Annotated in this window: 27 protein-coding genes; 10 read left to right on the top strand and 17 right to left on the bottom strand. The window is 57.5% G+C overall.

All coding sequences use genetic code 11. The features are described from left to right. Positions 1-121: 121 nt before the first annotated feature. Both ABVF61_RS13165 and ABVF61_RS13160 read right to left on the bottom strand, forming a co-directional pair. Positions 122-634 (bottom strand): Hcp family type VI secretion system effector, encoded by a 513-nt coding sequence (locus tag ABVF61_RS13165; protein WP_299473606.1) that lies wholly within the window; start codon positions 632-634, stop codon positions 122-124. A gap of 358 nt (positions 635-992) precedes the next feature. Then, the gene (locus ABVF61_RS13160; protein ID WP_353994009.1) at positions 993-1,901 is read right to left on the bottom strand and encodes a sterol desaturase family protein; all 909 of its coding nucleotides are present in this window, start codon (positions 1,899-1,901) and stop codon (positions 993-995) included. Positions 1,902-2,024: 123 nt separating this feature from the next. Here ABVF61_RS13160 and ABVF61_RS13155 point away from each other — a divergent pair, with 123 nt between their 5' ends. After that, complete coding sequence (locus ABVF61_RS13155; protein WP_353994008.1) at positions 2,025-2,984, top strand: tyrosine recombinase XerC; 960 nt, start codon at positions 2,025-2,027, stop codon at positions 2,982-2,984. A gap of 11 nt (positions 2,985-2,995) precedes the next feature. Here ABVF61_RS13155 and ABVF61_RS13150 read toward each other — a convergent pair whose 3' ends face one another. Beyond that, positions 2,996-3,571, bottom strand: coding sequence for a GNAT family N-acetyltransferase (locus ABVF61_RS13150; protein WP_353994007.1), 576 nt, complete (start codon positions 3,569-3,571; stop codon positions 2,996-2,998). 84 nt (positions 3,572-3,655) lie between these two features. On the opposite strand from ABVF61_RS13150, the gene ABVF61_RS13145 reads away from it, so the two are divergent. From ABVF61_RS13145 to ABVF61_RS13135, 3 genes are all read left to right on the top strand, one after another. Next, positions 3,656-4,060 carry a serine/threonine protein kinase gene (locus ABVF61_RS13145; protein WP_353994006.1) on the top strand — a complete coding sequence of 135 codons (405 nt, stop codon included), beginning with the start codon at positions 3,656-3,658 and terminating at the stop codon, positions 4,058-4,060. 119 nt (positions 4,061-4,179) lie between these two features. Then, on the top strand, positions 4,180-4,416 hold the full coding sequence (locus ABVF61_RS13140; protein ID WP_353994005.1) for a hypothetical protein: 237 nt from the start codon (positions 4,180-4,182) through the stop codon (positions 4,414-4,416). Between the two features lie 168 nt (positions 4,417-4,584). Beyond that, a complete protein-coding gene (locus tag ABVF61_RS13135) occupies positions 4,585-5,550 on the top strand; it encodes a metallophosphoesterase (RefSeq protein WP_353994004.1) in 966 nt (321 codons plus the stop codon). Positions 5,551-5,559: 9 nt separating this feature from the next. Here the strand turns inward: ABVF61_RS13135 and ABVF61_RS13130 are convergent, their stop codons facing one another. Further along, the gene (locus tag ABVF61_RS13130; RefSeq protein ID WP_353994003.1) at positions 5,560-6,198 is read right to left on the bottom strand and encodes a cation efflux transmembrane domain-containing protein; all 639 of its coding nucleotides are present in this window, start codon (positions 6,196-6,198) and stop codon (positions 5,560-5,562) included. An 83-nt stretch (positions 6,199-6,281) separates the two neighbouring features. On the opposite strand from ABVF61_RS13130, the gene ABVF61_RS13125 reads away from it, so the two are divergent. Continuing rightward, positions 6,282-6,701: a MerR family transcriptional regulator gene (locus ABVF61_RS13125; protein WP_353994002.1), complete on the top strand. Its 420-nt coding sequence runs from the start codon at positions 6,282-6,284 to the stop codon at positions 6,699-6,701. A gap of 16 nt (positions 6,702-6,717) precedes the next feature. After that, positions 6,718-7,497, top strand: coding sequence for a methyltransferase domain-containing protein (locus ABVF61_RS13120; RefSeq protein ID WP_353994001.1), 780 nt, complete (start codon positions 6,718-6,720; stop codon positions 7,495-7,497). A 7-nt stretch (positions 7,498-7,504) separates the two neighbouring features. Here the strand turns inward: ABVF61_RS13120 and ABVF61_RS13115 are convergent, their stop codons facing one another. The 11 genes from ABVF61_RS13115 to ABVF61_RS13065 form a co-directional block, all read right to left on the bottom strand. After that, the gene (locus ABVF61_RS13115) at positions 7,505-9,010 is read right to left on the bottom strand and encodes an ArnT family glycosyltransferase (protein WP_353994000.1); all 1,506 of its coding nucleotides are present in this window, start codon (positions 9,008-9,010) and stop codon (positions 7,505-7,507) included. 145 nt (positions 9,011-9,155) lie between these two features. Beyond that, the gene (gene lpdA, locus ABVF61_RS13110; RefSeq protein ID WP_353993999.1) at positions 9,156-10,559 is read right to left on the bottom strand and encodes a dihydrolipoyl dehydrogenase; all 1,404 of its coding nucleotides are present in this window, start codon (positions 10,557-10,559) and stop codon (positions 9,156-9,158) included. A 47-nt stretch (positions 10,560-10,606) separates the two neighbouring features. Continuing rightward, positions 10,607-11,365, bottom strand: coding sequence for an SDR family oxidoreductase (locus tag ABVF61_RS13105; RefSeq protein ID WP_353993998.1), 759 nt, complete (start codon positions 11,363-11,365; stop codon positions 10,607-10,609). A 49-nt stretch (positions 11,366-11,414) separates the two neighbouring features. Next, the gene (locus ABVF61_RS13100; RefSeq protein WP_353993997.1) at positions 11,415-12,029 is read right to left on the bottom strand and encodes a LysE family translocator; all 615 of its coding nucleotides are present in this window, start codon (positions 12,027-12,029) and stop codon (positions 11,415-11,417) included. Positions 12,030-12,068: 39 nt separating this feature from the next. Continuing rightward, on the bottom strand, positions 12,069-13,568 hold the full coding sequence (gene odhB, locus ABVF61_RS13095) for a 2-oxoglutarate dehydrogenase complex dihydrolipoyllysine-residue succinyltransferase (protein WP_353993996.1): 1,500 nt from the start codon (positions 13,566-13,568) through the stop codon (positions 12,069-12,071). Positions 13,569-13,631: 63 nt separating this feature from the next. After that, the gene (locus tag ABVF61_RS13090) at positions 13,632-16,619 is read right to left on the bottom strand and encodes a 2-oxoglutarate dehydrogenase E1 component (protein WP_353993995.1); all 2,988 of its coding nucleotides are present in this window, start codon (positions 16,617-16,619) and stop codon (positions 13,632-13,634) included. A 200-nt stretch (positions 16,620-16,819) separates the two neighbouring features. Then, positions 16,820-17,725: a succinate--CoA ligase subunit alpha gene (gene sucD / locus ABVF61_RS13085; RefSeq protein WP_353993994.1), complete on the bottom strand. Its 906-nt coding sequence runs from the start codon at positions 17,723-17,725 to the stop codon at positions 16,820-16,822. Further along, positions 17,726-18,925 (bottom strand): ADP-forming succinate--CoA ligase subunit beta, encoded by a 1,200-nt coding sequence (gene sucC / locus ABVF61_RS13080; protein ID WP_353993993.1) that lies wholly within the window; start codon positions 18,923-18,925, stop codon positions 17,726-17,728. It abuts the gene before it with no gap. A 77-nt stretch (positions 18,926-19,002) separates the two neighbouring features. Then, positions 19,003-19,965 (bottom strand): malate dehydrogenase, encoded by a 963-nt coding sequence (gene mdh, locus ABVF61_RS13075; protein WP_353993992.1) that lies wholly within the window; start codon positions 19,963-19,965, stop codon positions 19,003-19,005. 173 nt (positions 19,966-20,138) lie between these two features. Further along, positions 20,139-21,296 carry a cell division protein ZapE gene (zapE, locus tag ABVF61_RS13070; RefSeq protein ID WP_353996421.1) on the bottom strand — a complete coding sequence of 386 codons (1,158 nt, stop codon included), beginning with the start codon at positions 21,294-21,296 and terminating at the stop codon, positions 20,139-20,141. Between the two features lie 268 nt (positions 21,297-21,564). Next, positions 21,565-22,026: a MarR family winged helix-turn-helix transcriptional regulator gene (locus ABVF61_RS13065; protein ID WP_353993991.1), complete on the bottom strand. Its 462-nt coding sequence runs from the start codon at positions 22,024-22,026 to the stop codon at positions 21,565-21,567. Positions 22,027-22,227: 201 nt separating this feature from the next. On the opposite strand from ABVF61_RS13065, the gene ABVF61_RS13060 reads away from it, so the two are divergent. Both ABVF61_RS13060 and ABVF61_RS13055 read left to right on the top strand, forming a co-directional pair. Continuing rightward, positions 22,228-22,992, top strand: coding sequence for an alpha/beta fold hydrolase (locus tag ABVF61_RS13060; RefSeq protein WP_353993990.1), 765 nt, complete (start codon positions 22,228-22,230; stop codon positions 22,990-22,992). 25 nt (positions 22,993-23,017) lie between these two features. After that, positions 23,018-23,497: a RidA family protein gene (locus tag ABVF61_RS13055; protein WP_353993989.1), complete on the top strand. Its 480-nt coding sequence runs from the start codon at positions 23,018-23,020 to the stop codon at positions 23,495-23,497. Positions 23,498-23,583: 86 nt separating this feature from the next. Here ABVF61_RS13055 and ABVF61_RS13050 read toward each other — a convergent pair whose 3' ends face one another. Together ABVF61_RS13050 and ABVF61_RS13045 are read right to left on the bottom strand one after the other, a co-directional pair. Next, entirely contained in the window at positions 23,584-24,369 is a 786-nt protein-coding gene (locus ABVF61_RS13050) for a DUF7662 domain-containing protein (protein ID WP_353993988.1), read from the bottom strand. A 73-nt stretch (positions 24,370-24,442) separates the two neighbouring features. Continuing rightward, the gene (locus tag ABVF61_RS13045) at positions 24,443-24,967 is read right to left on the bottom strand and encodes a protease inhibitor Inh/omp19 family protein (RefSeq protein WP_353993987.1); all 525 of its coding nucleotides are present in this window, start codon (positions 24,965-24,967) and stop codon (positions 24,443-24,445) included. A 439-nt stretch (positions 24,968-25,406) separates the two neighbouring features. Here ABVF61_RS13045 and ABVF61_RS13040 point away from each other — a divergent pair, with 439 nt between their 5' ends. Next, on the top strand, positions 25,407-25,784 hold the full coding sequence (locus tag ABVF61_RS13040; protein WP_353993986.1) for an MAPEG family protein: 378 nt from the start codon (positions 25,407-25,409) through the stop codon (positions 25,782-25,784). A 149-nt stretch (positions 25,785-25,933) separates the two neighbouring features. Continuing rightward, on the top strand, positions 25,934-26,797 hold the full coding sequence (locus ABVF61_RS13035; RefSeq protein ID WP_502949999.1) for a GNAT family N-acetyltransferase: 864 nt from the start codon (positions 25,934-25,936) through the stop codon (positions 26,795-26,797). The last annotated feature ends 120 nt before the right edge of the window (positions 26,798-26,917 follow it).

Genomic DNA, 26,917 nt, shown 5'->3' with positions numbered 1-26,917 from the left:
ATGTTTAGGTCTGCTTTCCAAAACAAACCGCCCGGCACGAAGACCGGGCGGCTGCGGCTGGCAGACGAGGCAGTCCTGCCAGCTCAGGGCCGGATCAGATCCGGCCCCTGCGGGACATAAATCAGGTGACCGGAGCGCGGTAATCGTCGGACGCGCTTGTGCCGGCAACTTCGTGGGTCCACTCGCACTTGCGGTAGGTGAAGGAGAACTGGTCGATGTCGCCGCGCGAGGCGTTGGCTTCGTCGTTGACGTCCGGAAGGATCGTCTTGCCTTCCACCAGAACCGCGTCGATGAACTTGATCGTGTAGTAGTGCTCCTGAACACCGGCCGTGGACGTGCGCCAGAACTCAACTTCGATCTCGAGCGCTTCACCGGTTGCCAGTGCCTGCCAGAAGAGCGGGGTTGCCTTGTCGACAGGCTTGACGAAGGTCGTCGGCAAGTGGCGGCGCGTAGCGATGATGGAACCGGACTGCGGATCACGCGGCACGACTGCGTTCTGTTCCAGGGCATAAACGAGGGACTGGCCTTCGTGGCCTTCCTGCCACAGGTTGCCGATGCTGTCGCCTGTGGTTGCGTCTGCAGTCATGTCGCCTTGGGTTGCGCCTGTGGCTTTGAGGTAAGCGATATTGGACATTTTGATCTCCTGGCTCTGTGCTGCTTGGCAGCTTTGATTTGAATTCCGGGGCGCTGAATTTGTGTTTGGCGCCGATGCCAGGAGAATTGCAACGGGTGTGCCAGTTTGCGAAATTTTCGACAAAGCATTGAAAAATATGCGATTATTTTATTTTCGCGGCGCATTAACGACTGTGTCACTGTGCAGAAATCTGCACAGCTCCGGTTAAGCTGCGAGGAAACACGCGCAAGTCCGATGTGACGAACATCACAAAATGCGTTCAAAGGGCCTGCCGGGAGACAAGTTGGACCGCTGAACGTGCGAAAGTCCCACGCCGCGTACAACAGCTTTCAACCGTTCAGGCCGAAATTCTCACATATCAGGCCGGATCTGCCGGTTTTTCTGGTTCGGGAAGGTCTTGCGTCGCGCTCTTTGAACGAAATGCAGTGCGAAGCCCGGCTCTTGCCTGACGGCCCCACTCGGCAAATGGATAGAGAATAAGTTTTACAACGTCATTCTGGGGCACGTCGTGGACACCGAACGGTTCTTTGCAAGGGCCCGGCACGTAGTAGGTTCCAAACATGAGATCAAACACCGGAAAGACGTTTGCCAGGTTCTTGCCATAGGCTTCCGGCAGGTCGGCGTGATGCCACTGGTGCATGCGCGGCGAGGCAAGGACGTATTTGAACGGACCGTGCCCCCAGTCCACGTTGATGTGCACATACATGTTGTGCAGGGTCAGAAGGATCGCGCCGTATCCCATGACATCGGTCGGGAATCCCAGCCAGCTGAGAAGAAGGATATAGGACGTCGTCATGACCAGTGATTCCAGAAAGTGTATCCGGTAGCTCGTCAGAACGTTTAGATCGGGATCGGAATGATGGATCGCGTGGATCGGCCAAAGCCATCTGTGATGCAGGATCCGGTGGTTCCAATAGTCCGCAAAGTCATAGCAAACGGCGGCAAAGGGAACGAGAAGCCACCAGGGGATGCCGGACCATACGGTCTCATCAATGCTTGGAATGCCTAAAGTGTCATAGGCCTGCTTCACATAGCCGGCTGTCAGAAACACGATCGGGGCAAACAGCAGGTTTACCCACCAGAACCCGACATTGGCGCCGACGCTTCGGATCAACCGGCGGGGCCAGTCGAACCTGTAGCCGCGCCTGTGCAGATCGAAAATGAGCACGGCAAAAGCAAATGCCAATGTCGCCGCAAACGAGACGCTGTAGACCCGTGTTGTAACGAGCAGCTCGAAAAATTCGTATATCCTGCCGACGAAGTCCAACGCACTACCTATCCGGACGCTACTTACTCAAGTCCCCTTTCTAACCGCGCGCGGCTTAATTGAGCGTAAATCCGGCGTCGTGTGTTAACCAATCAGAACCTGCAATCAGGCTAGGTTTCGGTCATGAAAACTCAGGACAACGAGACATCCTATCTTCTGATAACGGCACAATCGGATCTCAAAAACCGGGTCGATGCCTGGCTTGATCACCTGTCGGACGAGCGCCGCCTTTCCGACAAGACGTTGCTCGCCTACGAAAGGGATCTGCGTCAGTTTCTGCGTTTTCTCACAAACCACCTGGGTGGTGCTCCCGCGATCAAGGATGTTGCTGCGCTCCGGCCTGCCGACTTCAGGGCTTTCCTCGCTTCGCGCCGCAGGCAAGGTGTACAGAGCCGGTCGCTTGCCAGGGGTCTTGCCGGCATTCGGTCCTTCTTGAAATATCTGGAACGGCGCGGGGAAGTGAATGCAGCGGCTTCCGATGCCGTGCGGCCACCGCGCCAGGCGCGGTCGCTGCCCAAGCCCGTCTCGGCGCGCGATGCGATGGACGTGACCAGCGGCGACCTTGCCCTGGAAAGCGCAGCGTGGATCGAAGCGCGTAACGCCGCCGTGCTGATACTGCTTTACGGATGCGGCCTTCGGATCTCCGAAGCGCTATCACTGACCGGGAGCATGGCACCAGCGCCCGGCACAAGAACAATGCGCATTCTCGGCAAGGGCAGAAAGGAGCGCATTGTGCCGATCCTGCCAGCTGTCTGCGAGGCGGTCAGCGCTTACATGAAGCTTTGCCCCTATGCGATCGACCCCACCGGTCCCCTTTTTCTGGGTGCCCGGGGTGGACCTTTGAACCCGCGGATGATCCAGCTCGCAATGGAAAAGCTGCGCGGCGCGCTCGGTCTGCCGGACAGCGCGACGCCGCACGCCTTGCGGCATTCATTCGCAACACATCTGCTTGCCGGAGGCGGCGACCTCAGGACGATACAAGAACTCCTCGGCCACGCCAGTCTGGCGTCGACGCAGATTTATACAGAGGTCGACAGTGCGCATCTGCTTGCCGCTTATGACAAGGCTCATCCCCGTAAGTAGATGAGCAGATCTCAATCCGGGCACGGCAGTTCGTAGACCGAACGCACGAGACCGTCCGGAAAGACTTCTCTTGCAATTTCCACTCCGTTCAGCTTGCGAACCAAACCTCTTGCAGCGTGATTGTCGTCGTTCATGTGTGTCTCGACCCGCGTCCATCGGTAATCCTCATGGGCATGGCGAATGGCAGATCTTGAGGCTTCGGCGGCAAGTCCCCTGCCCCGCGCTTCTGGGAGGAGCCACCAGGTAAGTTCGCGCCTCGGCCAGCCTTCCGGCCAGACAAATCCGCAGCCGCCGATGGCCTGGCCCGTGGATTTCATCTCGATCATCCAGATGCCGTAGCTGCGCAGGTGCCAATGGCCGATGTGAGCCGCCAATACCCGCCAGGCCTGATCAACCCGAAGCGGTCCGCCGTAAAAATGCGATGCCTCCGCGTCCATGAAGAATGATTTGTAGATTTCAAAATCACCGGCCATCGGAGGACGCAGCACAAGCTGCTCTGTCATGATTGAATGCATGTCGGCACCTTGTTGGATCGTCAGCGAATCGACGATTGTGTTCAGCATACCGCCAACGATTTCTGGTCGCATGCATGGTGATCGCGTAGGATGGGAATCGGTTTGAAGATGCGCCGTCTAGCGTTGTTTCGGCTTTCGCATCGCAGGAGAACACGAATGCGCTTCTTGTTTCTGGCTGCCGGACTGCTGTTAATGTCCTCAATGACCGCTCATGCGCAGCGGATCTATTGCCCGCTTCCAGAAGACGGCATCTGGATCAATCCCGACGCTGAACCAAAGGAAATCAGCCGAATTGAAGTCGAAAGCAAATGCGAAAACGAGCAGGTGCTCGTGCGCGTCAGGGCCTTCACTTCCTGCATTCCGCGTGATTGCAAATGGGGCTGGACCAAGGCGGAGCTGCGCTCTGATGGCGCAATTCAGGTCGTACTGATCGGTTTCCTGAGCAGCAAAAAGATCACCCTGCGTGCGTTTGGAAGCCTGCTCGACGCGCATGTCGTCAACGTTGTCAATGACTTGTCGGAGCCTGAGACGAAAAGAACTTACAACCTAAACAGAAAGTAAACGCTCCGATCTTAACCTTGGTATCAATTTCCACCCGCTTTTTCCTTGTCGGATTTCATTTTTGCTTTACCCTACGTGTTACTGCGCCAGTCCCGCGCAGCAACAGACGGAGGCTCATCATGCGTCTGATTAGCACAGCTATTGCAGGTCTTGCCCTGACCGCGTTCGCCATTGTACCGGCAAGCGCCTGTTCCTGGAACAAGACTGCCAAAGCCGACGAGAAAATGTCTGTCGCGGACACAACAATCGTTCCGGAAGTTGATACAAATATCGCGATCGCGACCAACGACCTCAGTGATGAGGTTGTGCAGGAAGAAGTCATCCTGCCGGTTCCTGTCGAGGAACCAACCGAGTAATCCAAGTTTCTTTTGCTCCAATCAATCTACCGCTGCTTCGGCAGCGGTTTTTTTTTGGCTCGCGCACGAACTCCTGAAAAAATGCTGAAACCTGCCCATCTTAAGCCACTGGAAATGCTGATCGTGCCATAGGTACAAACATGTTCAGCAGCGAAGATTTGAGTTTCAATGTTTTCCAGACGCCTTTTCCTGCAAGGACTTGGAGCGGCCGCACTGGGGTCGCTCTCAACAGCGGCCTACGCTGTCGGCATCGAACCATTCCGCTTACGCATTCAGCCCCATCATCTGACGCCGCCACGATGGCCCCGGGACCTGAAGCTCACAGCAGCCCTCATCGCCGACCCGCATATCTGCGATCCGTGGATGGGTCTTGAACGGGTCAAGTACATCGTGGATCGCACGAACGCCTTGAAGCCCGACATCATACTCATGCTGGGTGACTATGTGGCCGATCACAGGATGCAGTATGACCCCATCCCGCCTCAGGCCTGGGCCGACTGCTTTGCAAAGTTCTCGGCGCCCCTTGGGACACACGCCATCCTTGGGAACCACGACTGGTGGGATGACGAGGAGGCACAGCAATCGGGAAGCGGACCGACAAAATACGGCCAGGCGCTGCTGAATGCGGGCATTCCGCTCTACCAGAATCGTGCCGTCCGGCTTGAAAAGGACGGAAAAGGTTTCTGGCTTGCGGGATTGGACGATCAGATTGCACTCGTTCCGAACTGGAAACTGAAGCGTGGCAACTGGCTCGGCGTGGACGACCTTTCGAGCACGCTCGCGCAGGTCACCGACGATGCACCAATACTGCTAATGGCCCACGAACCGGACATTTTCGACGAAGTGCCGGAGCGTGTCAGCCTCACAGTGAGCGGCCACACGCACGGAGGCCAGATCAATTTCTTCGGATACCGGCCAGGTTATCCTGCAAAACACGGCAACAAGTACGCTTACGGGCACTTTGTCGGGACGCAAGGAACGAGCATTGGCAAGCATCTGGGCCTGACCGCCGAACCCAGGCACCTTGTCGTATCAGGCGGTCTCGGCTGTTCCCTGCTGCCGATCCGGTTCGGTGTTCCGCCCGAAATTACGCTTGTTCATCTCGGCTCGGAAAAAAGTGGTGGCACGGTCTGACAAGGCGTCTCATCCTGCGGAGGCGGTCTGCAAACTGTTTTGCCGGAACTCCCGAATGCCCTGGTTCAAGATCTGAACCGACGAACTCACGAAGAGCGTTGCCATCAGACCTGCGACAATCAGGTCCGGCCAGGCCGTTGCCGATCCCCAGACACCGAGAGCGGCAATCATCACCGCGACATTGCCGATTGCGTCGTTGCGCGAACATAGCCAGACGGAGCGAACGTTGGCATCGCCGTCCTTGTAGCGGACCAGCAGCAGAACGCTTGCGAGATTGACAACAAGCGCAAGAAAACCAATCGAGCCCATCACGCCAGCCTGGGGCACTCCTAGCACAAAAACCTGATACAGCGTTGAGACCGCCACCCAAATTCCCATGAGCAGCAGGCTGCCCCCTTTTGCCAATGCGGCAAGGGCGCGTGTTCTCAAGGATGCGCCGATCACGGCCAGCGAAATTCCGTATGTCACGGCATCCCCGAAAAAGTCGAGTGCATCGGCTTGCAACGCCTTTGACCCGGCTGCCTGTCCGGCCGCCATTTCCACAATGAACATGGCCGCATTCATTGCGATCACCAGCCAGAGACGGCGGCGGTAGTCGCGCGACATGCCATCAAATGGTTGCTGTGACTTTGCGCAACACGCGCCCATGATTTCACTCCGCGGAACCGCTTGATTTCTTCCTGTCAGGCCTTTCTAATTCCTATAGTGACTAGAGCTTCAAGAGGTTTTTGATGGATTTTTCAATCGGTGAGCTGTCGAGACAAACCGGCGTGAAGGTCCCGACAATCCGCTACTACGAAAAGGAAGGCCTGATCGAGCCGCCAATGCGCACTGAGGGCAATCAACGGCGGTACCGGGAAACGGATCGCGAGCGTCTGCGTTTCATCAGGCATTGCCGGGACCTCGGCCTTCCGATGCCGGCTGTACGCGACCTGATCGAGCTCAGCCAGCATCCGGACAGGCCTTGCGATGCAGCCGACCGGATTGCAGTCGAACAGCTCAGGTCGGTGCGCGAACGCATTCTTCATCTGAAAAAGCTTGAGGCGGAACTTGAACGGATCGCGGTGAGTTGTCAGGGCGACCAGACGGTGACGGAATGCAACGTGCTGAAGGCCTTTGGCGATCACGGCCAATGCCTGAACAATCACTGAAGCGGACAGTGTTCATATGCTGCAATTCAACGAACGCACGACCCGGCTCCTGGAAGAAGCCTATCTGGGAGCGGATTTTTCAAGACGCAGGCGCGCGTCTTTCGATGCACTTCAGCCGAAACCTGAGGACGTTATTGCGGATATCGGCTGCGGCAACGGCATGCTGACCCTGGAACTCTCGCGCGCCATCGGCGCCGAAGGCAAGGTCATAGGCATTGACCCAAGCGACGACATGCGGGGCGCAGCGCTAAAGCGTTGTGCGCAATGCACTAATGTCGAGATCGTCAAAGGCACTGCCACGCATTTGCCGCTCGATCCGGCCTCTGCCGACAAGGCGGTGTCCCTGCAGGTTTTCGAATATCTGGACGATCTTCCAGGCGCAGTTTCAGAAGCCAAACGCATTCTGAAACCTGGCGGCCGGTTTGTTGTCGGTGACATGCACTGGGATACCACCACCTGGTTCAGCGACAAGCCGCGGCGCATGAGGAAAATGCTGGATACCTGGGACGAACACCTCGTGGAACGCTGCGTTCCCGCCGTGCTGCCACCGATTTTGAGGAAGGCGGGTTTTCGCGTCGACAGCGTGACCGCTGTTCCGTTCGCCAGCACCGACCTTCATCCGGATGGGCTGGCGAACATGATGATCCTCCTCATGAAGCCATTCGTCGTACGAAAGGGTGTGTTGTCGAAGGAGGAGGCAACCGAGTGGGCCGAAGAGCAGGTCCAACTTGCACAGTCCGGGCGCTTCTTTTTCTCAATAACCCACTTTGTCATCACAGCCACAATGCCGGGCTGACATTTCTTCAGTTTACCGGGACGAGGAACACACGCTCCGAAGCGTAGTCGGTCACCCTGACCTGATCACCATCCCGTTCGAGACGGAGCATTGTCCAGCCATCAGCAGGCAAGCGGCAGGAGTGGCGCCCCATCACACAAGGCAGTTGAGGCGTGCGCCGGTAAGTCACGTCAGCTTCCAGCGCTTTCGCAATTGCCGTATGTCCCTTCAGATAGGCAAAGAGCGTGTAAGGACTGAGGTACCAGACCTCACCCTCGCGCAGTTCATGCAGTTCTTCTGCGCGCGCAAGCGGGAACTTCCTGCCCCATGTCCACGAAATCGCATCCCGGGTCTGATGATCGAGATAATGATGTGCCATGGTCTCGTCGACAAAGACGCGCTTTTGCGAAGACGTATCCTGCTGATAATCCCTGACCGCGTTTTCAAGCCCCGTTGCATTTGACGACATCGCGTAAAAGATCAGGAAGTTCGCGGACACAACAAGAAAAACAAGCGTGTAAAGCACATAGGCGACTCGGACGAACCGGCTTGCCGTCACTGCGTCCAGTGCGACCAGAAAAACCATACTGGCCGCCAGGTTGCGCACAAGAACCTTGTCGTGAAGGAAACCGGCAAGGCCCTGACCGGCGGACAGCATCAGGCAGAGCAGCGCTGCCGGCCGCGACCACCTCGCAAGCACCAGCCCGACGATTGCGAAAACCGCCGCCCGCCCGAGCGATTCATCATTGATGCCGTGACCGGTCGAGCGCGCCGCATGGAAAATGATCTGGTCGACAAATTCGCGGTACTGAAAATCGATGCTTATGGAAAAGATCAGAAGCCCCAGGAGCAGGGCTACGGCGTTTTCAAGGATAAGCGAAACGATCCTCACCTCCCGAAAAGCGATCCGCCAGACGTCATGAATGACGATCGCTCCGAGGCTCCAGGCGAACAGTGCGGGGGAAGCCAGCGGAGCAAAGGCAAGCGCGAGTTTGGCCGCGGTCCTCAAGGATGACACGCGAATGCCTGCCCCCTCATGATCCTGCCGGCTGGCGGCCCAAAACAACAGAAACAGTCCGAGGACCCAGAAGATACATGCGGTAATTTCCAGCCGAAAACCCGTGACCACATACATCGCTGCGAACAGCAAGGGCGCAAAAAGCGCGGCCTTCGGAAGTCTGATCACGACGCACAAGGCCGAGAAGGCAAGCGTTGTCAGAAAGAAGCAAAGAAACTCATAGACGACCACGCTCAATCTGCTCGTTCCGAACCAATCAAAAAAGAGGCCGGCCAATATCAGGTGAAAGCGGGTGTAAAGGTGATAATTCTCAAGACCGGGAAACTGAACGGCAAGCATCGGATTGATATGATTTCCGGTCGCAGCATATTCGGCTGCCCAGGGAACAAAGAACAGGTCGTCGACATGCGCGATCGTGTGATTGGGCCAGAAAAAGACAAACGCGGACAAAACCGCCAGAATCAGCCAGACGACGGCATGCGATTGCTTAAAGCCGGTGTTGTCGACTTCGTGCACGATTATTCCCCAGCGCTTTGACACTCTCAATTGCAACGCCCTTCGCACAGGCGCCAACGCCTTGGGCTTTACAAACAAAAGACGCCGCAAGCAATGTTACCTGCAGCGTCTTTGTTCGGAATTGTAAAACTGAGCGGCTTGAAGATCAGGAGTGGATCGGCTTGGCGAACGTCGCCATTGCCGCTTCCTTGACTGCTTCGGACATGGTCGGGTGGGCATGACAGGTCCGGCCAAGATCTTCGGAGGAACCGCCAAACTCCATCAGAACCGCGGCTTCATGGATCATTTCGCCGGCGCCAAAGCCGATGATATGAACCCCCAGGACACGGTCCGTCTTGGCGTCTGCGAGCACCTTCACGAAACCGTCCGTCTGGGCCATCGCGCGGGCGCGGCCGTTGGCGGAGAAATTGAACTTGCCGGATTTGTATTCGATGCCGTCCGCTTTCAATTCCTCTTCCGTCTTGCCGACGGAAGCCACTTCCGGCTGCGTGTAAACGACACCCGGAATGACATCGTAGTTCACATGACCGGCCTGTCCTGCCAGGATTTCTGCAATGGCGACACCTTCATCCTCGGCCTTGTGCGCCAGCATCGGACCGGCAACGACATCACCGATCGCGTAGATTCCGTCGACGTTGGTCTTGTAGTGTGCGTCAATCTGCACGCGGCCGCGGTCGTCCAGCGCGACGCCGGCGGTGTCCAAGCCAAGGCCTTCGGTGTAAGGGCGGCGGCCGATGGCGACCAAAACGATGTCAGCCTCGATTTCCTCCGCATCTCCACCTTTTGCCGGCTCAACCGTCACCGAAAGACCCTTGCCTTTTTTCGCGACACCCGTGACCTTCGAGGACAGCTTGAAAGTCATTCCCTGCTTTTTCAGCATGCGCTGAAAGTTCTTGGAAACGTCGCTGTCCATCGGTCCGAGGATCTTGTCCATGAACTCGACCACGGTGACTTCCGATCCCAGCCGGTTCCAGACAGAGCCGAGCTCAAGACCAATGACGCCGCCGCCAACAACGATCATCTTGCCTGGAATCTTTTCAAGCTCGAGCGCGCCGGTGGACGAGACGATCTGCTTTTCGTCAATTTCGACACCCGGCAAAGGCATGACGTCGGAGCCGGTTGCAATGACGATGTTCTTGGTCTCGACGACGGTCGTGCTGCCGTCCTCGGCCGTCACTTCGACCTTGCCGGTTCCGAGGATCTTGCCCGTTCCCGTGTGAACATCGATCTTGTTCTTCTTCATCAGAAACGCGACGCCGTTGACATTGGCGTCCACGACATCGGACTTGTGCGTCATCATGGTCGGCAGATCGACCTTTGGTTTGGCGACCTTGATCCCGAGTTTTTCAAATCCGTGACCGGCTTCCTCGAACATTTCCGACGCATAGAGAAGCGCCTTGGACGGGATACAGCCGATGTTGAGACAGGTGCCGCCAAGCGTCGCGCGCTTTTCAATGACAGCGGTCTTCAGACCGAGCTGAGCCGCCTTGATTGCACAAACATACCCCCCCGGGCCCGTTCCGATGACGACAAGATCATATTGGGACATTTTTGGTCGCCTTTGCCTCTTTCAGTTTCAAGTCCTGGCCTGCAGGATTAAGGAAGTATCGCCCGTCCTCCGGACACGTCGAGAATGGCACCGGTCGTGTAGCTGGACTGATCTGACATCAGCCAGAGAATGGCGTCCGCAACCTCGTCGGCAGTACCGGCACGTTTCATGGGCAACTTGGATTGCAGTTGCGCAACGCGGTCGGGCAGGCCGCCGGATGCATGCAATTCGGTGTCGATGATGCCCGGGCGCACTGCATTCACGCGGATGCCTTCATCAGCGACCTCAAGCGAGAGCCCGACCGTCATCGTATCGATCGCCCCTTTGGAAGCTGCGTAATCGACATATTGCGCCGGGGATCCCAGCTTCGATCCGGCCGATGCCAGATTGACGATGCTGCCACCCTTACCGCCGTGCTTCGTCGACATGCGCTTGACCGCTTCGCGCGCGCACAGGAACGAGCCGACAACGTTGATGGTGAAGATCCGGTTGAGCCGCTCGACGCTCATTTCGTCGACGCGCTGGGACATGTCGACAACACCGGCATTGTTGACCAGCCCCGCAAGGCGGCCGAGCTTGTCCGCCTCTTCAAACAACGTCAGGATATCGCTTTCACTGCCAACATCGCCCTGAACGGCTACGGCCTTGCCGCCTTCGGCCTCGATTTCGGAGACGACCGCGTCGGCAGCAGTCTTGTTTGCCGTGTAGTTGACAACGATCGTATGCCCAAGACGCCCCAGTTTTCGGCTGACGCTCGCGCCGATGCCGCGGCTTCCGCCCGTTACGATGACAACAGTGTCAGACATTTACGCTCCAGAATTTGAGTGATCGGCACCAGTTGCCGAGTTGAACCCGTTACCGCTCCGCGATTGCCAGCCGGAGGCCAAAGCCTGCGAAGGTTGCCGCAATCGTTCGTCTCATCCAGACCATCACCCGGTCGCTTTTGAGGACCTTTTCGCCGATCAACGAGGCAAACAATCCGTAGCCGAGAAACACAACGAAGGTCATGAGCATGAAGACGCCACCGAGCAGCAACATGTCCAGTGTCGGGTTTGTGGCGGCCGGGCTGACGAATTGAGGCAGGAAGGCGAGAAAAAACACCGTCAGCTTGGGATTGAGAATATTGATCAGGAACCCTGTGCGCGCCGTTGCCACAAAACTCTTGCGCGCGCTCCTGTCGGCCTTGAGCTCCACCGGCCCACTGTCGTTGAGTGTCTTCCAGGCCAGATAGAGGAGATAGGCGACGCCAGCGTATTTCACGAGCTGAAAGATCAGGGCGCTGGTGTGCATCAGAGCTGCAAGACCAGCGACCGACGCCAGGATGGCAGGCACAATCCCGAGCGTGCAGCCAAAGGTGGCAGCGACCGCTGCCTGCCTTCCCTTGCCGAGCCCGATTGCCACCGTGTAGACGACCCCCGTACCGGGAACCAGCACCACGATCAACGCGGTGATCAGAAACTCAAGACTCATGCTGTTCTTCTCCCGGCCGTGTTGCCGTCCCGGTCCCGGTCAGAGGTCCAGGACCAGGCGCTGCGGATCTTCCAGGCTTTCCTTCACGCGCACCAGGAAGGTGACCGCCTCCTTGCCATCGACGATCCGGTGGTCGTAAGAGAGCGCCAGATACATCATCGGGCGGATCACCACCTGTCCGTTCACGGCCATCGGGCGTTCCTGGATCTTGTGCATGCCGAGGATGCCCGATTGAGGCGCGTTCAGGATCGGTGAAGACATCAACGAGCCGTAGACGCCACCATTTGAAATGGTGAAGGTGCCACCTGTCATGTCGGCCATGCCAAGCTTGCCGTCGCGCGCCTTGCGGCCAAGGTTGCCGATTTCCTTTTCGACTTCGGCAATCGACATCTGGTCAGCATCCCGCACGACCGGAACAACAAGACCCTTGTCCGTACCGACGGCCACACCGATGTGGCAGAAGTTCTTGTAGATGATATCCGTACCGTCGATCTCGGCGTTGACGGCAGGGATCTCTTTCAGCGCATGCGTGACCGCCTTGGTAAAGAAACCCATGAAGCCCAGTTTCACGCCGTGTTTCTTCTCAAAGAGATCCTTGTACTGCTTGCGCAGCTCCATTACCGGACCCATGTCCACTTCATTGTAAGTGGTTAGCATGGCAGCCGTGTTCTGTGCGTCTTTCAGGCGGCGCGCAATGGTCTGGCGCAGCTTGGTCATGCGCACGCGCTCTTCGCGCATCTCGTCCTGCGCAACGACCGGACCACGGGCAACAGGAGCTGCAGCTGGCGCTGACGATGCTGACGTTGCGCCTGAGGCAATCGCGCCGATCACGTCTTCCTTCAAAACCTGGCCGCGTTTGCCGGATCCTGCCACCTGGTCCGCGGAGAGATTGTTCTCAGCCATCATCTTTTGTGCGGAAGGTGCCGGTGGCATCGACGTTCCGGAAGATGCGGCAGGTGCAGGGGCCGGAACAGCAGCCGAAGGCGCGGCGGCAGCGGCCGCTCCCGAGGGATCGATCTGACAGAGCAAGACACCCGGCTCCACCGTGGCACCCGTTTCAGCGGCAATCTTTACCACGGTGCCGCCGACCGGTGCCGGAACTTCCTGTGCCGCCTTGTCGGTTTCCAGCTCGACAAGCGTGTCGTCGGCCTTAACGACGTCGCCGACCTTCACGCTCCATTCACCGACTTCAGCCTCCGTGACCGATTCACCGGCGCTCGGCGTGAGAACATCAACGACGTCGGCTTTGGCTGCCGGGGCTGCTTCTTCCTTGGCCGGTGCAGGAGCTGCTGCAGCGCCTGCGCCTTCAGCGATCTGTCCCAGAAGTGCACCGACTTCCACCGTGTCGCCTTCCTTGACCACGATGCTTTCAAGTGTCCCGGCAGACGGAGCGGGCACCTCAACCGTCACCTTGTCGGTTTCAAGTTCTACAAGCGGCTCGTCCTGACTGACGGCATCGCCCGGCTTCTTGAACCATTGTGCAATCGTTGCTTCAGAAACGGATTCACCCAGAGTGGGCACGCGGATTTCGGTTGCCATGGTCGCCTTCTCTTAAAATTACCCGGCCAAGTATTGAAAGAGGGCGGTGGCGCCCTCTCAAGATCAGTTTCCTAGCGCTTCTTCAAGGAATTCCTGCATTTGCGCGAGATGCACGGACATCAGACCTGTCGCGGTCGAAGCCATCGCCGAGCGCCCGGCATAACGCGGACGCCGGTGTTTGGCATCGATCTGCTCAAGGACCCACTCGATGTATGGCTCGACGAAGAACCAGCTGCCCATGTTCTTCGGCTCTTCCTGGCACCAAACCATCTCGGCCTGCGGGAAACGTGCAAGCTCCAGCATCAGGGCCTTTTTCGGGAACGGATACAGCTGCTCGACGCGCATCAGGTAGACATCGTCGACACCGCGTTTCTCACGCTCCTCGAAGAGATCGTAGTAGACCTTGCCGGAACACATCACGACCCGTCGGATCTTGTCGTCGGAGACGAGCTTGCCATCAGAGCTGAGGTTCGGACCCCAATCGTCCCACAGCAAACGGTGGAACGTCGTGTCCGGGCCGAGTTCATCGATCCTGGAGACCGCTTTCTTGTGGCGCAGAAGCGATTTCGGCGTCATCAGGATCAGCGGTTTGCGGATGTCGCGGCGCAATTGCCGGCGCAGGATATGAAAGTAGTTCGACGGGGTCGAACAGTTCGCGACCTGCATGTTGTCTTCCGCGCAAAGCTGCAGATAACGCTCCAGACGCGCGGATGAGTGCTCCGGTCCCTGCCCCTCGTAACCATGCGGCAGCAGGCAGACCAGGCCGGACATGCGCAACCATTTGCGTTCACCGGATGAGATGAACTGATCAAACAGGACCTGCGCGCCGTTGGCGAAGTCGCCGAACTGGGCTTCCCACATGGTCAGGGCACGGGGTTCCGCCAGCGAATAGCCGTATTCGAACCCGAGAACCGCCTCTTCGGACAGCATCGAGTTGATGACTTCATACCGCTGCTGATCCGGCGAGACATGGTTGAGCGGGATATAGCGGCTTTCGTTCTCCTGATCATAGAGGACCGAGTGGCGCTGCGAGAAGGTGCCGCGTTCGCAGTCCTGACCCGACAGGCGCACGGGATGGCCTTCCTTGAGCAGCGAGCCGAACGCCAGCGCTTCGGCTGTCGCCCAGTCGATCCCCTCACCGGTCTCGATCATGCGCTCACGGTGATTCATGAAGCGCGCAATCGTGCGGTGGATGTTGAAGCCTTCCGGCACGTGGGTCAGGGCCCGGCCGATATCCTTGATCTCGGCCATCGGTAACCCGGTTTCGCCACGGCGCGGGTCTTCCTCGTCGTCGGCGCGCTTCATGCCGGCCCACTTGCCGTCCAGCCAGTCGGCCTTGTTCGGCTTGAATGCCTGGCCTGCGTCGAACTCACCGTCCAGATGCGTGCGCCAGTCGGCCTTCATCTTGTCGACGTCTTCCTGACTGAGAACACCTTCCTTGATCAGGCGTTCTGAGTAGCGCTGCAGCGTCGTCGCATGCTTGCGGATCTTCCGGTACATGATCGGCTGTGTGAACGCCGGCTCGTCGCCTTCGTTGTGGCCAAAGCGGCGGTAGCAGATCATGTCGATAACGACCGGACGCTGGAATGTCTGGCGGTATTCGATCGCGATCTTTGCGGCAAAAACAACCGCTTCGGGATCGTCCGCATTGACGTGGAAGATCGGCGATTCAATCACTTTTGCCATATCCGAGGGATACGGCGACGACCGCGAGAACCGCGGGTTGGTGGTGAAGCCGATCTGGTTGTTGATGATGACATGAACCGAGCCGCCGGTCCGGTGACCGCGCAGGGCGGACAGGCCGAAACACTCGGCAACGACGCCCTGTCCGGCAAAGGCCGCATCACCGTGCAGCAGCAACGGCAACACCGTGCTGCGCTCGACTTCCGTTGTCTCGACGAAGTTGCCGTTCTTGTCGGCGGCGAGCTGGTCCTGCTTGGCGCGCGCCTTTCCGAGCACCACCGGATTGACGATTTCCAGGTGGGACGGGTTGGCGGTCAGCGACAGGTGCACGTTGTTGCCGTCGAAGGTCCGGTCGGACGACGCGCCGAGGTGGTATTTCACATCGCCTGATCCTTCGACTTCGTCCGGTGCGTATGAGCCGCCCTTGAACTCGTGAAAGATCGCACGATGCGGCTTGCGCATCACCTGGGACAGAACGTTTAGCCGGCCCCGGTGAGCCATGCCGAACACAATGTCCTTCAGGCCCATCTGACCGCCGCGCTTGATAATCTGCTCAAGCGCCGGGATCAGGGCCTCGCCACCGTCCAGGCCGAAGCGCTTGGTGCCGGTGTATTTGACGTCGAGAAACTTTTCGAAGCCTTCCGCCTCGACAAGTTTGTTGAGAATTGCCTTTTTGCCTTCGGACGTGAAGGCAACCTGCTTGTCCGGGCCTTCGATGCGCTCCTGGATCCAGGCTTTTGCAGCCGGATCGGAGATGTGCATGAACTCGACGCCGAGCGTCGAGCAATAGGTCCGTTTCAGAATATCCATCATCTCGCGGATGGTGGCGTATTCCAGACCCAGAACATGGTCGATGAAGATCTTGCGGTCCCAATCAGCCTCGACAAAGCCGTAGGAAGAGGGATGCAATTCCTCGTGGTCGCCCTTCCCGGCCAGACCCAGGGGATCAAGATCGGCATGCAGGTGTCCGCGCATGCGGTAAGCGCGGATCATCATCAGCGCGCGAACGGAATCTCGCGTTGCCTGATGCACCTCGGTATCGGAAACCGGTTCGCCTTTGACTTCGGCTTTTTTCTTGATCTTCTCGCCGAGCTTCTGCTCGATCGGACCCCAGTTGCCGTCGAACGCGTTGACGAGATCGCCATTGGCTTCGATCGGCCAGTCCTTGCGTTTCCAAGGCGCTCCGCGCGCCTCCTTCAAGACGGCTTCCTTTTCGTCCTGGAAGGCCGCAAAGAAGTCCCGCCATTCGGCATCGACCGAATTCGGATCCGTCTTGTATTGTGCGTAGAGGTCTTCGATATAGGCTGCGTTGGCGCCGTAAAGCAACGACGTCAGTGCGAATACGTTGTTCGCTTCCTGCCGTGCCATGTCCTTTAGCGGAGGGCTGCTCCGCCCTTTTTGTTATGGCGGGCCGAAAATGGACCCGCTGCCGGTTCCCTACAAGACCGGCTGAACACCGGTCCCTCGAAAAGTATTACGACACGTTGTCGCGTCGTAACCTATCCTTTCACCATGCAGCAGGAAACGTAAACAGTTTCCGTCACCTGCTGCAAAGATTTCTTGTATTTTTAGCCCTTCAACACTTCTAGAAGCGTTTCGCCGAGCTTCGCTGGTGAAGGCGACACCTTGATACCAGCTGATTCCATTGCCGCAATCTTGTCTTCCGCGCCGCCCTTGCCGCCGGAAATCACCGCACCCGCATGGCCCATGGTACGGCCCGGAGGCGCTGTCCGGCCGGCAATGAAACCAGCGGTCGGCTTCTTGCGGCCCTTCTTTGCCTCGTCGATCAGGAACTGCGCAGCGTCTTCTTCGGCCGAGCCGCCAATCTCACCGATCATGATGATCGATTGGGTCTCGTCGTCCGCCAGGAACATTTCCAGGACGTCGATGAATTCCGTGCCCTTGACCGGATCGCCGCCGATGCCGACCGCCGTCGTCTGGCCGAGACCGGCATTGGTGGTCTGGAAAACGGCTTCGTATGTAAGTGTTCCCGAACGGGAAACAACACCAACGGAACCCTTCTTGAAGATGGAACCCGGCATGATGCCGATCTTGCATTCTTCCGGTGTCAGGATGCCGGGGCAGTTCGGACCAAGCAGGCGGGAGCTGGACTTGTCCAGCTTTGCCTTGACCTTGACCATATCTGCAACCGGGATGCCTTCGGTGATGCAGACAATGAAAGGAACTTCCGCATCGATCGCCTCGATGATCGCCGCCCCTGCGCCTGCGGGCGGGACGTAGATCACGGACGCATCGGCACCGGTTGCTTCCTTGGCTTCACCAACGCTCGCAAAGATCGGCAACTCGGCGGCGCCTTCAACGGACCCCCAGGTTTCGCCGCCCTTTTTCGGGTGAACACCGGCAACCATCTTGGTGCCGTAATATTCAAGTGCCTGTTCCGTATGGAACGTGCCGGTCTTGCCGGTCAGGCCCTGAACGATGATTTTCGTGTCTTGATTGACGAGGATGGACATTTACGCGCCCCCCTTAACGGCTTTCACGATTTTCTGGGCAGCGTCGTCGAGATCATCGGCGGCGATCACGTTGAGACCGCTTTCGTTGATGATCTTCTTGCCGAGCTCCACGTTGGTGCCTTCAAGGCGCACAACGAGCGGAACCTGCAGGCCGACTTCCTTGACGGCAGCCACCACACCTTCCGCGATCACGTCGCAGCGCATGATGCCGCCGAAAATGTTGACAAGGATGCCCTTCACGTTCGGGTCGGACGTGATGATCTTGAACGCAGCCGCGACCTTCTCCTTGGATGCGCCGCCACCGACATCGAGGAAGTTCGCCGGCTCAGCGCCATAGAGCTTGATGATGTCCATGGTCGCCATGGCAAGACCGGCACCGTTGACCATGCAGCCGATGTCGCCGTCGAGCGCGACATAGGCGAGATCGTATTTGGATGCCTCGATCTCTTTTTCGTCCTCTTCGGTGACGTCGCGCAGTTCCATGATGTCCGGATGGCGGAACGTCGCGTTGCCGTCGAAGGATACTTTCGCGTCGAGAACACGCAGATGACCGTCCTTCATGACGATCAGCGGGTTCACTTCCAAAAGGCTCATGTCTTTTTCGACGAAAGCCTTTTGAAGGATCGGGAACAGCTTCATGCCGTCATCGCGCGCCGTGCCGTCCAGTGCCAGAGCATCGCAAAGCTTTGCCGCATCAGCTTCTGTTACGCCGGTGTCCGGATCGATCGGCAACGTGATGATCTTTTCCGGGGTTTCTTCGGCAACAGCTTCAATGTCCATTCCGCCTTCGGTGGACACGACGAATGCCGGACGCCCGACGGTGCGATCCACCAGGATGGAGAGGTAAAGCTCACGCTCGATGTCGGCGCCGTCCTCAATATAGAGACGGTTGACCACCTTGCCTGCTTCACCGGTCTGTTTCGTGACCAGCGTGTTGCCCAGCATTTCTTTTGCATGCGCAGTCACTTCCTCCAGGGAGAAAGCCAGACGGACGCCGCCTTTTGCGTCGGCAGGCAGTTCCTTGAACTTGCCCTTGCCGCGACCGCCGGCGTGGATCTGCGTTTTGACGACCCAAAGCGGGCCGGGAAGTTGCTTGGCTGCCGCTTCCGCCTCGTCGGCTGAAAAGATGGCCACGCCGTCTGCTACAGGCGCGCCGAAGGACTTCAGCACCTGCTTGGCCTGGTATTCGTGAATGTTCATGTGTTTCCCCCGTTGTCGGAGGACCGCTCTTCCAGGAGATGAAAGAACGGCCGCTGCTTACCCGAGACAGACGGCGCTTACGCCAGCGCCGGCTGAATTTTCTTACAGGCTTCCACGAGACCGTCGACCGCGCCGACGGACTTTTCGAAGTTGGCCTTCTCCTCACCCTGAAGGTCGATTTCGATGATGCGTTCCACACCGTCTGCGCCGATCACGACCGGCACACCGACATAGGTGTCCTTCAGACCGTACTGGCCGTCGAGAGCAGCTGCGCAAGGCAAAACGCGCTTCTTGTCTTTCAGATAGCTTTCCGCCATCGCGATCGCGGAGGACGCAGGCGCATAGAAAGCAGAGCCGGTTTTCAGCAGGCCGACGATCTCGGCACCACCGTCGCGGGTGCGCTGGACGATTTCATCCAGTCGCTCTGCCGTGCACCAGCCCATCTTGACCAGATCCGGAAGCGGAATGCCCGCGATCGTGGAATAACGGGTCAGCGGGACCATCGTGTCACCATGACCGCCGAGAACAAATGCGGTGACGTCTTCGACTGAAACGTTGAATTCGTCTGCGAGGAAGTACCGGAAGCGCGCGCTGTCCAGGACACCGGCCATGCCGACGACCTTGTTCTTCGGCAGTCCGGAGAATTTCTGGAGCGCCCAGACCATCGCGTCGAGCGGATTGGTAATGCAGATGACAAAGGCATTCGGAGCGTGCTTGGCAATACCTGCGCCGACCTGCTCCATGACCTTCAGGTTGATTTCCAGAAGATCGTCACGGCTCATACCGGGCTTGCGCGGAACGCCGGCAGTCACGATGACCACATCAGAGCCCTCAATAGCGTCGTAGCCGTTGGCACCTGCCAGCTTGGCGTCAAAGCCGTCCACCGGGGACGATTCTGCGAGGTCCAGCGCCTTGCCCTGCGGAATGCCTTCCGCGATATCGAAGAGAACGATGTCTCCCAGTTCCTTCAAACCTGCCAGATGAGCGAGCGTGCCACCGATCTGACCTGAGCCGATCAAGGCAATTTTGTTCCGCGCCATATCGAAAGTTTCCCTTTACGTAAGATGGAACCATGTGCCATCCGCTGATGACTGAAGATGGCACTACCCCCTTTGCCGCCCCTGCGCAACCTCGCCAAAAGAATATTGCGCTCGAGCCGGCAAAATATTTCAATTCTTCCCGCCTGCATAATTCCCCTATACGGAATGCAGACCTAAGCGTGTACCTCCCGCCGATCACCCGCGAGATAGGCTTCCGAGCGCATTTCGATCAGGCGCGAACTTGTCCGATTGAATTCAAATGCTTCTGTTCCGTCTTCCGACACATAAAGATCCTGCGGCTCGGCTTCAGCAGACACAACAAGCCGGATGCCATTGTCGTATAGCGTGTCGATGAGATTGATAAAGCGCTTCGCCTCGTTCCGGCGGGCCTTGGACAATACCGGTATGTGGTCAATGAAGACGGTGCTGTAGGCATTGGCGATCCTGAGATAGTCGCTCGCTCCAAGCGGCTGCATGCACAAATCGTCGAAACTGAAACGGGCAGCACCGGAGGCTACGCGCGGGATCGGTATCTTTCTGCCCTTGTTCTCAAGCTCTTCAGAATGCGGCGCCATGCCGTGGGTGAGCTTGGTCCAGAGCGTCTCCATTTCGCTATCCGCCTGATCTCCAAGCGGCGTTACGTAAACCGGCGCGCCGGCCAGTTTTTCCAGACGGTAGTCAGTCGGCGAATCCAGATGCAGAACTTCAACCTGCGATTTCAGCATGGTTATGAAGGGCAGAAACAGCTGGCGGTTCAATCCGTCCTTGTAAAGGTTGGACGGTTTCACATTCGACGTTGCGACAACTATCACGCCCTTTTCGAAGAGCTTTGTGAACAACCGGCCCAGGATCATGGCATCTGCAATATCGGTCACGGAGAACTCGTCGAACAGAAGCAGCCTTGTCTCGACTGCGATCTGCGCCGCGACCGGCGGGATAGGGTCATCTCCCTTGACCTCGCCGCGCTTGTGCGCCTGCCGGTGCTCGTGGATCCGCTCATGGACGTCGGTCATGAATTCATGAAAGTGCACCCGCCGTTTGCGCTGAATCACCGTAACTTCGTAGAAGAGATCCATCAGCATGGTTTTGCCGCGCCCGACACCTCCCCACATGTAAAGGCCCTTCACCGCGGACCAGAGCTGATTCTTCTTTTTCGCAAACAGCCAGCCAAGTGAACTTTTCTTTGAGGCAAGCCGCGTTTCGGCAAGTCGGGTATTGAGGAGATCCAGATGCCTGACGGCTTCCCGCTGAACAGGGTCTTCAGTGATCTCGCCGGACGCGATCAAAGCATCGTAGCGGGCGCTCAATGCGCGGTTGACCGGCAGTTCCATCTTCAAAGGTGCTGCTCCCTCCATGAGGACTCATGGGGTCGGCGGCCAGGGGGTGACCTCGACTGTTGGTTCGGCGGAATAAGGTCAACAGGTCGCAGATGCAAGTCAAGTTATGGTTTGAAATTGTTACACTTCTTCACGTCAACAGCTTTCAACCGATTGAAACTTGTTCAGCAGGATTCGCGCCGGCTCCAACGCCGCTTGCAGGGACAGCTTGATCGCCCTGCGCGCGCACGTCACTGCGCAAGTACCGAGGCGAAATTGCGCCTCACTCTTCGTTTTTCTTTGCGATAAACGCCTTGATCTCGTTCAGCTCATCAATGAGTTTCTTTGCGCGCGTCTGGTCGACGCCGATCGCGCAACCCAGCCCGTGAGGAACGGCAAGCGCAGTCTTGTAGAGGTTCTTGCCCGCCTCGGTGAGATAGACCTCAACTCTCCGCTCATCCGCTTCGCTTCGCTGCCGCGTCACAAAACCGAGTTTCTCAAGCCGCTTGACCAATGGCGTGGCTGTCGCCTGATCGACTTCGAGACCTTTGGCAATATCCTGAACCAGGATCCCGTCACGCTGCCAGAGAACTATCAACGCAAGGTATTGCGGATACGTAACACCCATGGTTTCCAGCAGGACCGCGTATTCCTTGGTAATCGCCCTGGACGTGGAGTAGAGCGCGAAACAGAGCTGGTCCTCTATCTTCAGAAGCCCCTTCTCGTCCACTTTGCAACTATCCATTGGTGCATCCCATTATTTTGGCCCCTAATCATTAGGCAACAAGATACGCTTTTTCAATACGCAGTTTTTGTAACCACATGAATTGAAAGTGATTTTCCACGCTGCATTTTTCAAGCTTGACATTTACAAAATTTATTAGCTTATTATTAATTAGTGCACTATTTATTTGCTATCAAACTTCTCTCAACGCAGGATGACCTCATGTCCAAGCTTCGAAATCTCATTGCCATGGCCGCACTTGCTTCATCAGCGGCCCTTTCCGTGGGCGCAGCATATGCCGCGGACCTCACGGCAAAATCCGTCGTTCTTGTGCACGGCGCATTTGCAGACGGTTCCAGCTGGAACAAGGTGACACCCCTGCTCGAAGCTGCGGGCCTAAACGTGATCGCTGTTCAGAACCCGCTGGACTCACTTGCAGGAGACGTTGCCTTTACAAACCGCGCGATCGAACGCGCTGAAGGACCAGTGGTTCTTGTCGGTCATTCCTGGGGTGGAATGGTCATCACAGAAGCCGGTGGACATGACAAGGTCTCGTCACTTGTCTACGTCGCCGCCTATGCCCCTGACGCGGGCCAGTCGCTCGGCGAAGCTGCCGAACTGGAGAAATTTCCTGCACCGGGCATCGGGGCGCTTCAGCAGGATGCCCAGGGATATTTCTTCCTGCCGAAGGACGCGACCGCTCAGTACTTCGCACAAGACCTGCCAAAAGAAGAAACGGACCTGATCTCGGCCAGCCAGGGACTGCTCAACAGCAAGGCGCTCGGCGAACCCGTTTCAAACGTTGCCTGGCAGGACAAACCGACTTTCTACGCCATTGCCGGCGATGACCACATGACGCCGACCGGCCTGCAGCGTCAATTCGCCAAGAAAATCGGAGCCGTTTCCCGGGAAATCGACGCAAGCCATTCCGTAATGGTGTCTCAACCCGAATTTGTTGCGGACCTGATCATCGAAGCTGCCAAGTAATATTCATCAAACAGGAGGATCCAAGATGAAAAAGACACTTTGCGCACTTCTCGGCGCGCTCGTCCTCGTGCCAATGGCCGGCGGAAGTACCCTTGCCGGAGATGCACGCACACCGGTCTATGTTGAAGGAAACAAGCCCATTGCGCCCTATTCGCCGGGCATCAAACTGGCCAACGGGATGCTCTTTGTTTCTGGTCAGATCCCTTACGTGAACGGAGAAATCCCGGAGGAGGCACGCAATGATGTCTCCGCGCAGACCCGCATCGTGATGGAAAACCTTGAAAGCGTCCTGAAGGAGGCCGGTTACAGCTTCGATGATGTTGTCCGAGCCACGGTCTTCATGACCGACATGGGGAACTATGGCGCGTTCAACAAAGTCTACGGCACCTATTGGGGCGAGGACAGCGTGCCGCCCGCCCGGGCCGCCGTCGAGGTCGGCGCATTGCCAGGCTCAAAACCGGGAGCACCGGTTCTTGTCGAAGTGTCGATGATCGCGGCGAAGTAATAAAAGGCACTGGATCAAAAAAAGCCGCGCCTGAGCGAATCAGGTGCGGCTACAGTTTGCTAGGCAGCGCCTTGGGGGACGAGAATTCAGCGAAGCAGCAGTGTCGACTTACGCCCGCTTTGCAGCTCCTGGAGGTAGAGCAGCTGGGCGACGAGATAACATTCTGACTGGTCGTCAAGATTTGCCTTCCGGCCTCGGCCATCGGTCAAAAGCCATGCGTTTCCGGACTTAACCACATCACACTCGACCGGCGCCTCCGGATCAAAACCAGCCCGCTTGATAAGCTCAGGTCCGACGCGCGCATCATCTTCCGCATCATGTCCTTTGATCTCGAGCCGCAGCCCGCGGTAAATCTTCGAGACCGAGAGCGTGGCAACAAGTGCGGTGACAATGTTGTCGCCATCAAGCGCGGCAAACCGCACGACGCCACCTTGCTGGGGAATCGAGTTGCTCGAACACGGCGTGTTTTGAACGTCCCCAAGCGTGGTCCACTCGGATCTCAGAGTGACCGTTGCAGGCTGACGCAGAGCGGCCATTTCCTTGGTAAGCCGCTTTTCAGCAGACCGTTGGGGGTTTTTGACCAACCGGTCGCCGGATGAGGACTTGCCGACCGCGACAGTGCCACCGATACGCAACCGCCTGAAAACGATCACATCGCGCATCAGATCTGTACGTTCGACACGCCATCCTGCATCGAGCCAGGCGTTCTGATGAACCAGGCTCCCACCGGAATTCGCCCACCAGGTCCGATGCTCCCGAGCACTTTTGGGCAGGTTTGTTCCGAGGATGTTTTCAACTTCGTCAAGCTTTGCAGCCCAAACGACGTCTTCGCGTCGTGCCAGATGTTCGCGTAAAGGTTCGTATTTTGACATTACACAGCCTTTCCGATTGCCGTGTAAATATACACTTATTACGCGCAGTGTCCAGCAAAAATACTGAGGGTCTTTAACGGTACAACGAAATAGGCGAGCCTGTCGAGGTTTGACCGTTAAACTTCCCGGGTTCGCTGGAATAAAGTTGTGCCACGATCAGACCGGATCCGTCCTTTAAAACCACCTGATTGCCGTTCAGATCCCATGCCGAGATGCCGGACAGAGATGGGGTACTACAACCTCTGGTATTTGCACGGTAGCCGCCGGACCAAGTTGTCAGCGTCATGAATGCCATGCAGTTGTCGCCCGACGAGGCCAGCTTCCAGCCGCCAAGCAGGTCCGTTCGGCCAACCTGCTGCGCGTTTGTCGGCGCTGCAACCGGGTTTGTCGCAAGATCGGCCGGCGCGGCGGCAACATCCGTTGTCGTTCCAACAGGAGGCGCGGCATTGGGATCGAGCGGATCCAGCGTCCCGGTCCCAACCGGTGTCGTCGGGGTTGCAGGAAGCGGCGCAACGTTACTGCCCCCTGACAGCCTCTGGCACCCAGCCGCCAGAACGACCATTCCCAAAACCAAAACCAGTTTTCCCGCACGCTTCATGACGAATCAATCCCTCATCTTCGTCTCATTATGGAGGCAACTCTTAGACTACAATTTGTTTAAAATCCAAAATACCAGAAAAAAACACGCGCTTTCGCGTTTAGCTCACCTGCATCCAGGGTTCACGGCCGCACTCTTTGATGGCGCCAACAAGGGTGAATGCCGTCAAGTTTCAATCAAGAAGGTAAAGTCCGTCCGACTCGAAACAGATAAAAGCGCGGCAGCGCGCGGCACAGGCATTACGGCGTAAGACCAGACCCACTCGCAGTCTCAGCTCATGTGCCAAAGACAAACAAGCAGACGGGAAGACGCTGCAACGCAAACACCATGACCCAAGCCTGTCGGGCCATGTTGCGTTGAGTTTCCCCGGCCATTCTTATTGCGCCTTTTGGCCCGGACGCACTATGTGATTTGGCACTTCTACAACGAGGACCAGCACATGCCGATCGCCATATGGTGTATTCTCGCCGCCGCCATTCTGCCTATTCTTTCGGCCTTCCCGGCCAAGCTCAACAAAGAGTTTGACAACGCCCGGCCGCGTGATCCGGATTATTGGAAAGAGGGATTTCGTGCGCGTGCGCAGGCTGCCCAGGCAAACGGGTTCGAAGCATTTCCCTTCTTCGCCGTATCCATCTTCGTCGCCATGAGCCAGGGGGCCGCGCAATACTGGATCGATCAACTGGCCGTCCTGTTTGTGCTATTGCGCCTGATTTACATATTCTGCTACTGGACTGACCGGTCCAATCCGCGCTCTCTGGCATGGACTGCGTCCTTCATCACAATTGTGGCACTTTTCACGAGTTCACTGTGGAGCTGAGACATCCTTCGATCGCAAAATTATTTCAGGGAGTATTTGCACCACGCGGCTGATTTCGCTAACGATGCAAGTGTGTAGTACAGGTTACCGACGGGCAGAGGTGCATTGTGCGGACGACAGATCAGACGACAGATCACGCGGCAGACACATTGCCTGCGCGCCGACAGACCGCGCTGCAACGACAGCTCGCAGACCAGCATATTGTTGACGCTCTGATCGCAGAGCGGGGCAAGCTGGTGATGGCTAGCCCCTGGTGGCCTTTCATCAAACCTTTCGCCTACCGCATCCTGCGTTACCGGTCTGCGGTCGAGATGGCCAATACCATTTCACAGATGGAAGCCGTCGACGTATTCGCGCACTTGAGCGGCCTTCTCAAGCTTGACGTGACAACTCTGGGGCTGGATCGTGTGCCGCGGGAAGGTCCCGTTGTGCTGGTGTCCAACCACCCGACTGGCATTGCCGACGGCATCGTGCTCTACGATGCCATCAAGTCCCGCCGCACCGACCTTGCCATATTCGCGAACAGGGACGCGATCCGGATCAATCCGCGTCTTGCAGAGATGATCATCCCGGTCGAATGGCGCGCCGATTTCAAAAGCCGCGCGAAATCCAAAGAGACGATCAAGATTGCGTCTTCCGCCTTCGCAACGGAACGGGTCGTGGTCCTGTTTCCGTCGGGGCGTCTTGCCTATTGGCATCAGGGCAAGCTCACGGAACGTCCGTGGATGACTTCTGCGCTGGCGCTGGCGCGAAAAAACAAGGCACCGATCATTCCCATGCATATGGGCGGGCGGAACTCGGGTCTTTTCTACTTCCTGGCCCGCGTCTCAACCGAATTGCGCGACATGACGGTTTTCAACGAGCTGCTCAACAAGCAGAACGCTAAATTCAGCGTTCATTTCGGCAAGCCGATCAGGCCAGACCGCCTGCAGGGCGACCTGACCGAACTGACCGAACAAATGCGCATCCATTGCGCGGAAACCCTCGCCACCGATCCGGACGCGGAATTCTAGCGGTAGCTACCAACCCGTAACCCAACCAACGTCTTTCCAAGCAATCCCGCGAAATCGGGTTGCGTCTCAAGTCTCTTGGCTTTGTATCGCAATGTTCCGCGATGGATCTGAAATTTTGCC

The sequence above is a fragment of the Roseibium sp. HPY-6 genome (assembly GCF_040530035.1).
Taxonomy (GTDB): domain Bacteria; phylum Pseudomonadota; class Alphaproteobacteria; order Rhizobiales; family Stappiaceae; genus Roseibium.
Note: the sequence above shows the minus strand (reverse complement) of the source record. Positions and strands in the feature narration are given on the sequence as shown.

What these genes read in the sequence shown, in the direction of transcription:
- ABVF61_RS13165 (WP_299473606.1), bottom strand. Translation starts at nt 634, where the DNA reads ATGTCCAATATCGCTTACCTCAAAGCCACAGGCGCAACCCAAGGCGAC.
- ABVF61_RS13155 (WP_353994008.1), top strand. Translation starts at nt 2,025, where the DNA reads ATGAAAACTCAGGACAACGAGACATCCTATCTTCTGATAACGGCACAA.
- ABVF61_RS13150 (WP_353994007.1), bottom strand. Translation starts at nt 3,571, where the DNA reads ATGCGACCAGAAATCGTTGGCGGTATGCTGAACACAATCGTCGATTCG.
- ABVF61_RS13145 (WP_353994006.1), top strand. Translation starts at nt 3,656, where the DNA reads ATGCGCTTCTTGTTTCTGGCTGCCGGACTGCTGTTAATGTCCTCAATG.
- ABVF61_RS13140 (WP_353994005.1), top strand. Translation starts at nt 4,180, where the DNA reads ATGCGTCTGATTAGCACAGCTATTGCAGGTCTTGCCCTGACCGCGTTC.
- ABVF61_RS13135 (WP_353994004.1), top strand. Translation starts at nt 4,585, where the DNA reads ATGTTTTCCAGACGCCTTTTCCTGCAAGGACTTGGAGCGGCCGCACTG.
- ABVF61_RS13130 (WP_353994003.1), bottom strand. Translation starts at nt 6,198, where the DNA reads ATGGGCGCGTGTTGCGCAAAGTCACAGCAACCATTTGATGGCATGTCG.
- ABVF61_RS13125 (WP_353994002.1), top strand. Translation starts at nt 6,282, where the DNA reads ATGGATTTTTCAATCGGTGAGCTGTCGAGACAAACCGGCGTGAAGGTC.
- ABVF61_RS13120 (WP_353994001.1), top strand. Translation starts at nt 6,718, where the DNA reads ATGCTGCAATTCAACGAACGCACGACCCGGCTCCTGGAAGAAGCCTAT.
- lpdA (WP_353993999.1), bottom strand. Translation starts at nt 10,559, where the DNA reads ATGTCCCAATATGATCTTGTCGTCATCGGAACGGGCCCGGGGGGGTAT.
- ABVF61_RS13105 (WP_353993998.1), bottom strand. Translation starts at nt 11,365, where the DNA reads ATGTCTGACACTGTTGTCATCGTAACGGGCGGAAGCCGCGGCATCGGC.
- ABVF61_RS13100 (WP_353993997.1), bottom strand. Translation starts at nt 12,029, where the DNA reads ATGAGTCTTGAGTTTCTGATCACCGCGTTGATCGTGGTGCTGGTTCCC.
- odhB (WP_353993996.1), bottom strand. Translation starts at nt 13,568, where the DNA reads ATGGCAACCGAAATCCGCGTGCCCACTCTGGGTGAATCCGTTTCTGAA.
- ABVF61_RS13090 (WP_353993995.1), bottom strand. Translation starts at nt 16,619, where the DNA reads ATGGCACGGCAGGAAGCGAACAACGTATTCGCACTGACGTCGTTGCTT.
- sucD (WP_353993994.1), bottom strand. Translation starts at nt 17,725, where the DNA reads ATGTCCATCCTCGTCAATCAAGACACGAAAATCATCGTTCAGGGCCTG.
- sucC (WP_353993993.1), bottom strand. Translation starts at nt 18,925, where the DNA reads ATGAACATTCACGAATACCAGGCCAAGCAGGTGCTGAAGTCCTTCGGC.
- mdh (WP_353993992.1), bottom strand. Translation starts at nt 19,965, where the DNA reads ATGGCGCGGAACAAAATTGCCTTGATCGGCTCAGGTCAGATCGGTGGC.
- zapE (WP_353996421.1), bottom strand. Translation starts at nt 21,296, where the DNA reads ATGGAACTGCCGGTCAACCGCGCATTGAGCGCCCGCTACGATGCTTTG.
- ABVF61_RS13065 (WP_353993991.1), bottom strand. Translation starts at nt 22,026, where the DNA reads ATGGATAGTTGCAAAGTGGACGAGAAGGGGCTTCTGAAGATAGAGGAC.
- ABVF61_RS13060 (WP_353993990.1), top strand. Translation starts at nt 22,228, where the DNA reads ATGTCCAAGCTTCGAAATCTCATTGCCATGGCCGCACTTGCTTCATCA.
- ABVF61_RS13055 (WP_353993989.1), top strand. Translation starts at nt 23,018, where the DNA reads ATGAAAAAGACACTTTGCGCACTTCTCGGCGCGCTCGTCCTCGTGCCA.
- ABVF61_RS13050 (WP_353993988.1), bottom strand. Translation starts at nt 24,369, where the DNA reads ATGTCAAAATACGAACCTTTACGCGAACATCTGGCACGACGCGAAGAC.
- ABVF61_RS13045 (WP_353993987.1), bottom strand. Translation starts at nt 24,967, where the DNA reads ATGAAGCGTGCGGGAAAACTGGTTTTGGTTTTGGGAATGGTCGTTCTG.
- ABVF61_RS13040 (WP_353993986.1), top strand. Translation starts at nt 25,407, where the DNA reads ATGCCGATCGCCATATGGTGTATTCTCGCCGCCGCCATTCTGCCTATT.